Source organism: Vibrio sp. V42_P2S4T144, from assembly GCF_009904715.1.
Taxonomy (GTDB): Bacteria; Pseudomonadota; Gammaproteobacteria; order Enterobacterales; family Vibrionaceae; genus Vibrio; species Vibrio alginolyticus.
On record NZ_WXWS01000322.1, the window covers coordinates 1 to 6467 of the forward strand.

Here is a 6467-nt window from a genome sequence, read left to right on the forward strand (position 1 = left end):
GACTTAAGATGGTCTTAGGAAGAGACCCAAGGCAAGTGAGAGAATGATGCAAACTGCAACCTTCTACATCATTAACGAAGAGAGCCCGCAAGCAACGGTGGCTGGCTTTGAAGAATACATCGTGTTTTTGGCTCAGCACTTTGCTCGCCAAGGCGCTAAAGTGTATTTAAACTGCCAAGACAAACCACACGCCGAGCAGCTCGCTGAAGCCTTTTGGCAAGTTGATGCAGACAAGTTCATGGCACATAACCTCGTAGGCGAGGGACCGAAATACGCCACCAATATTGAAATCGGCCATGAAGGTGTAAAACCTAATTGGAACCGTCAGCTGGTAATTAATTTGGCGGAAAATGAGACAACCTTTGCGAACAAGTTTGCTCAAGTGGTAGACTTCGTGCCCTGCGAAGAAAAAGCTAAACAACTCGCAAGAGAAAGATATAAAATTTACCGTCAAGCAGGTTACCAGCTGCAAACGATCGAAATTCAATATCCTTAACGGTCAATCCTTATAGTTAAGGCGATCTTGTTAAGATCCCTCACTTATAAAGATTGACTAAGATTCAACCATCAACGTATCCATTAAAAGAGCGCTATGGAAAAGACATACAACCCAACTTCAATCGAACAAGCTCTGTATCAGACTTGGGAAGAGAAAGGCTACTTTAAGCCACACGGTGACACTACTAAAGAATCATACAGCATCATGATCCCGCCACCGAACGTCACTGGTAGCCTACACATGGGCCACGCGTTCCAAGATACGATCATGGATACGCTTATCCGTTGTGAACGTATGAAGGGTAAAAACACCCTTTGGCAAGTAGGTACTGACCACGCTGGTATCGCAACTCAGATGGTTGTTGAGCGTAAGATCGCTGCAGAAGAAGGCAAAACAAAACACGATTACGGTCGTGAAGCTTTCATCGACAAAATCTGGGAATGGAAAGGCGAATCTGGCGGCACTATCACTAAGCAGCTTCGTCGTCTTGGCGCATCTGTAGACTGGGATCGTGAACGCTTTACGATGGACGATGGTCTATCTAACGCCGTTCAAGAAGTCTTCGTACGTCTATACGAAGACGATCTAATCTACCGCGGTAAGCGTCTAGTTAACTGGGATCCAAAGCTACACACAGCGATTTCAGATCTAGAAGTAGAGAACAAAGACACTAAAGGCCACATGTGGCACTTCCGCTACCCACTAGCAGATGGCGCTAAAACAGCGGATGGCAAAGACTACATCGTTGTTGCAACGACTCGTCCAGAGACCGTGCTAGGCGATACGGGTGTTGCAGTTAACCCAGAAGATCCACGTTACAAAGATCTTATCGGTCAAGAAATCATCCTTCCTATCGTTGATCGTCGCATCCCAATCGTGGGCGATGAGCACGCAGATATGGAAAAAGGTACTGGCTGTGTGAAAATCACACCTGCGCACGACTTCAACGACTACGAAGTAGGTAAGCGTCATCAGCTACCAATGATCAACATTCTGACTTTCGACGCGAACATTCGCGACTCAGCAGAAGTGTTTAACACTAACGGCGAAGCAAGCGACGCTTACAGCACTGAGCTACCAGCTAAATACCACGGTATGGAGCGTTTTGCCGCTCGTAAAGCTATCGTTGCTGAATTCGACGAGCTAGGCCTACTTGAAGAAGTGAAAGATCACGATCTACAAGTTCCTTACGGCGACCGTGGTGGCGTGGTTATCGAACCAATGCTAACTGACCAATGGTACGTACGTACTGCGCCTCTAGCGAAAACAGCGGTTGAAGCAGTGGAAAACGGCGACATCCAATTCGTTCCTAAGCAGTACGAAAACATGTACTTCTCTTGGATGCGTGACGTTCAAGACTGGTGTATCTCTCGTCAGCTATGGTGGGGTCACCGCATCCCAGCTTGGTACGACAACCAAGGTAATGTTTACGTAGGTCGCACTGAAGAAGAAGTTCGTAAGAACAACAACCTAGAGTCAGTCATTGAACTGCACCAAGACGAAGACGTACTGGATACGTGGTTCTCTTCTGCACTATGGACGTTCGGTACTCAAGGTTGGCCAGAGCAAACTGACGATCTGAAAGTATTCCACCCTTCAGACGTACTAGTAACTGGTTTCGACATCATCTTCTTCTGGGTTGCGCGCATGATCATGATGACCATGCACTTCGTGAAAGACGAAAACGGCAAGCCACAAGTACCATTTAAGACGGTTTACGTTACTGGTCTAATCCGTGACGAAAACGGCGACAAGATGTCGAAGTCGAAAGGTAACGTACTTGACCCAATCGACATGATTGATGGTATCGACCTAGAGTCTCTCGTAGAGAAGCGTTGTGGCAACATGATGCAGCCTCAACTAGCGAAGAAGATCGAGAAGAACACTCGTAAGACGTTTGAAAACGGTATCGAAGCATACGGTACAGACGCACTGCGTTTCACTCTTGCAGCAATGGCATCAACAGGTCGTGATATCAACTGGGATATGAAACGTCTTGAGGGTTACCGTAACTTCTGTAACAAACTATGGAACGCAAGCCGTTACGTAATGATGAACACAGAAGAGCAAGATTGTGGCTTCAACGGTGGTGAGATTGAATACTCACTAGCAGACAAGTGGATCGAGTCTCAGTTTGAACTCGCAGCGAAAGCGTTTAACAACCATATCGACAACTTCCGTCTAGATATGGCTGCGAACACGCTTTACGAATTCATCTGGAACCAATTCTGTGACTGGTACCTAGAGCTTACTAAGCCAGTTCTATGGAAAGGTACTAAAGCACAACAGCGTGGTACTCGTCGTACATTAATCACGGTTCTTGAGAAGACGCTACGTCTAGCTCACCCAGTGATTCCTTACATCACTGAAACTATCTGGCAAAGCATCAAGCCATTAGTTGAAGGTGTAGAAGGCGAGACAATCATGCTGCAAGCACTGCCTCAATTCGACGAAGCAAACTTCAACCAAGAAGCGCTAGACGACATTGAATGGGTGAAAGCGTTCATTACCAGCATCCGTAACCTACGTGCTGAATACGACATCAACCCTGGTAAGCCGCTTGACGTTATGCTGAAAGCAGCAAATGCAGAAGATGCCTCTCGTCTAGAAGCAAGCAAGCAAGTACTGATGTCACTAGCGAAGCTAGAAGCAGTACGCGTGCTTGAAACTGGCGAACAAACTCCTGCATGTGCGACAGCACTGGTTGGTAAGTCTGAGTTGATGATCCCAATGGCGGGTCTTATCGACAAAGACGCAGAACTTGCGCGTCTTGATGGCGAAATCAAGAAGACTCACGGCGAAATCAAGCGTATCGAAGGCAAACTAGGTAACGAAGGCTTCGTAGCGAAAGCACCTGAAGCAGTTGTTGCTAAAGAGCGTGAGAAGCTTGAAGGCTACAAAGAGACACTAGCTAAGCTAGAAGAGCAGAAGACAACGATCGCTGAACTTTAAGCCTCAGTGAAAGAGAAGAACTAACACTTCTCACTTTGAATCCAAAGGTTGGCCATCATGGTCAACCTTTTTTGTATATCTTTCACCAAAAACCATCATCAATAGCTTTCCCCTATCGCAACAATACTCATCATCCATTAGCATTAATGAGAATTATTATCGATAATGAACTCATCGAAACAAACACGATTGAGTAATTATCATGAAAAAGACACTAACTTTCGCAGCACTGCATTTTACTATCGCATTTAGTGTCGCTTACGTACTCACAGGCGACATTCTAATTGGTAGTTTAATTGCCATGATTGAGCCTTCAGTGAACACCGTAGCCTTCTACTTTCATGAAAAGGCATGGGCAAAAGTCCCAGCACTTAAAGCTCGTCAGTGGATGACCAAATTAAAAACCGCAAGCTTTGCGACCGTGCACTTCAGCGTCGCTTTTACCGTGGTTTACTTACTAACAGGTGATGCATTCGTCGGCGGCGTAATGGCGATGCTAGAGCCGAGTTTGAACACGGTGGCTTACTACTTCCACGAGAAAGTATGGATGCGTAAATCATCAGAAAAAGCTCCAGCACCGCAGTTTTGTTTACATCACCACGCTTAAACATGGAGGCTTACTACGTCTCCTAACGAGAAAAATGACATTTACCATTGACAAGGTTGCGTACCGCAATTAATTTAATTGCGGTGCGCAACTTTATTTTTAGAGGTAAGTGATAATGAACGCTCGTCAACTTCGACACTACTCCCGTCAAGCCGTCCGATTGCTTGGTATGCTTGATAAACAATGCGGCGATGTCGCTCTCACTCCAGTGCAAGCGCACGCATTGGGTGAAATCCAATTGCAGCCATTGACCATCAATCAGCTGGCACAGCAGCTTAATGTCGACAAGTCCAACGCGAGCCGAACCGTTACTGGTTTGATTAAATTAGGTTTGGTCGAGAGCATCGAAAACCCAAAAGACAAACGTAGTCAACTCGTAGCGATTACAGAGCAAGGCCAACAGGCGTTATCACAACTGGACCAACAGCAAAGCCACTTCTTTGAACAGCTGCTTAACCAACTCGATGATAGCGAGCAAGAGCAACTCAAACTTGGTCTAGAGACTTACCTAAAAGGGCTAACAAAAGTGTGTCAGGCTGAGGAATACGTTCTTCGACCTCTTACTCAAGCAGACAATCCGCAAGTCGCAGATGTGATTCGTAAAGTCTCTGCTGAATACGGCTTAACCGCAGACAAAGGTTATGGTGTGGCCGATCCAACGCTTGATGATATGTATTCGGTGTACAATCAAAACAGGGCCACCTATTGGGTCATTGAACATCGCGGAGAGATCGTTGGTGGCGGTGGCTTTGCCCCTTTAGCTGGCGAGCCAAATGTGTGTGAACTACAAAAGATGTACTTCTTACCTCAAACACGAGGGCACGGTTTAGCCAAACGCATCGTCGCATTGAGCTTACAATTGGCGAAACAATTTGGGTATCAGCAGTGCTATTTAGAGACAACTGAATGTCTGAGAGAAGCGGTAAGCTTGTATGAAAAGCTAGGCTTTGAGCATCTCGATACCCCGCTTGGACAAACAGGGCATGATGCATGTGAAGTAGTGATGCTTAAAACACTGTAATAAAGAGCATTACTAAGAGTTAAAGCACAACATGGGTAACACAAAGCTCCTGGCTCAAGGCAACAGTGAAGTTTTGGTGCTGCCCATCCAACTCAACAGACAACTGGTAGAGATCACTTGGATCAGGATCAGTAAGATCGGCATACTTTGGCGCTTCGATCTGGAATAAAGCGCTCGCATGCTCCGCTCGGACATCAATAGGAATATGGTAAGTCATACCATTAAACTTAACCGATGCAGAGACCAGACCCGGCGCAAAAGTTTGATAGTACAAGTCTACTTTAAACTCGCAACCACCACCGTGGTGCCAAATCTGCTCGGTTGCCACGCGGTCTAAACGTACATTGCGAATGAACTGCAGATACGGTTCTTGCCATACCCCTAAGCGCTCATCACTTTTTTTATATTCATGATCGGACAGAGAGCACAGCTCAGGTTTATCTTCATCAAACAGAAGATCCTCTTCTTCCTCTAAGAACAAGATTTCAAAGCGGTTACGCCCCATTTGCATGAACGGACGAATGTCTTTCTTGTAGACATTTTGAGAACCGTCACAGTCGAACAATGCTACTCCGTTCAAACGCACTTCTGCATGGTAATCCACACCACCCAACACCATTTCTACCGCTGGGAATGCCATCATGGATTCGTCCACTTCAATGTCATGCATCAGGTGCCACTCTTGCTGACGAATTGCTTCTTCTGTCAGTTCAGCTGGCAATACCTGACTCAAAGGAGCAGGGAAAGTAATGTCATCCTGTGGGATAGAAAGGTCCGTCAGTGGAGAGACTTGCCATAAACCGGCGAGTGAGAGTTGCATATACACCTTGAGCTAGATCAATTTTCACGCATTATAGGGAGAAATCCCCTATAAACTCAATGTGAATTATTTATCGCCTCCACATTCGTCAGTTTTTCAAGGAATAAAAAAACCAGCGTTAAACGCTGGTTTTTCCAAAAGTAGTGAGCTTTGATTACTCGTCGTCTTCATCTTCTTCAGGGTAAAGCGCATCTTCGCCTTCGTAGTACGTACCCCAACCGTCATAGATGATGTCGTATTTTTCTGCCAAGTGAATCAATTTTTCAACTTGCGCATCAATCGCTTCTGCGTCTAGTGCGGACTCCATAGTCGCATCACAGCAAAGCAACTTGTTACCATCTTCATCTTCAGTTTCTTCTGCTTCAAGAACTTCAAAGCCCATCTTGAATGCTTCAACTACCGCTTTTTCTAGCGTGTCAAAATCTTCTGCAAACAGGTGGTGCTCAATTTCGTATAGCGAATCTGGATCGCTGCCATCTTCTAGCAATGCTGCAATGATATCGCGAGTCTCTTCCTTTTGAATCTCAATTAATTCTTCTACTGATAGATATTCATCTTCGTGAGACAT

6 protein-coding genes are annotated in these 6467 nt (G+C 45.7%); 4 read left to right on the plus strand and 2 right to left on the minus strand.

What is annotated here, in order from left to right:
- Window positions 1-46: 46 nt before the first annotated feature.
- The 4 genes from CAG68_RS11160 to CAG68_RS11175 all read left to right on the plus strand — a co-directional run bounded on the left by CAG68_RS11160 (window position 47) and on the right by CAG68_RS11175 (window position 5079).
- Window positions 47-496, plus strand: coding sequence for a DNA polymerase III subunit chi (locus tag CAG68_RS11160; RefSeq protein WP_031777270.1), 450 nt, complete (start codon window positions 47-49; stop codon window positions 494-496).
- Between the two features lie 96 nt (window positions 497-592).
- Window positions 593-3451, plus strand: a complete 2859-nt coding sequence (locus CAG68_RS11165; RefSeq protein WP_161441149.1) for a valine--tRNA ligase — start codon at window positions 593-595, stop codon at window positions 3449-3451.
- Window positions 3452-3653: 202 nt separating this feature from the next.
- Entirely contained in the window at window positions 3654-4058 is a 405-nt protein-coding gene (locus tag CAG68_RS11170; RefSeq protein ID WP_005381078.1) for a DUF2061 domain-containing protein, read from the plus strand.
- A gap of 115 nt (window positions 4059-4173) precedes the next feature.
- The gene (locus CAG68_RS11175; protein ID WP_086047052.1) at window positions 4174-5079 is read left to right on the plus strand and encodes a bifunctional helix-turn-helix transcriptional regulator/GNAT family N-acetyltransferase; all 906 of its coding nucleotides are present in this window, start codon (window positions 4174-4176) and stop codon (window positions 5077-5079) included.
- A gap of 19 nt (window positions 5080-5098) precedes the next feature.
- On the opposite strand, the gene CAG68_RS11180 is transcribed toward CAG68_RS11175, so the two are convergent.
- Window positions 5099-5899 carry a glycosyl hydrolase 2 galactose-binding domain-containing protein gene (locus CAG68_RS11180; RefSeq protein ID WP_033906208.1) on the minus strand — a complete coding sequence of 267 codons (801 nt, stop codon included), beginning with the start codon at window positions 5897-5899 and terminating at the stop codon, window positions 5099-5101.
- Window positions 5900-6053: 154 nt separating this feature from the next.
- Window positions 6054-6467, minus strand: a 414-nt coding sequence (gene rraB, locus CAG68_RS11185) for a ribonuclease E inhibitor RraB (protein ID WP_005381081.1), incomplete at its 5' end; no start/stop codon positions are given.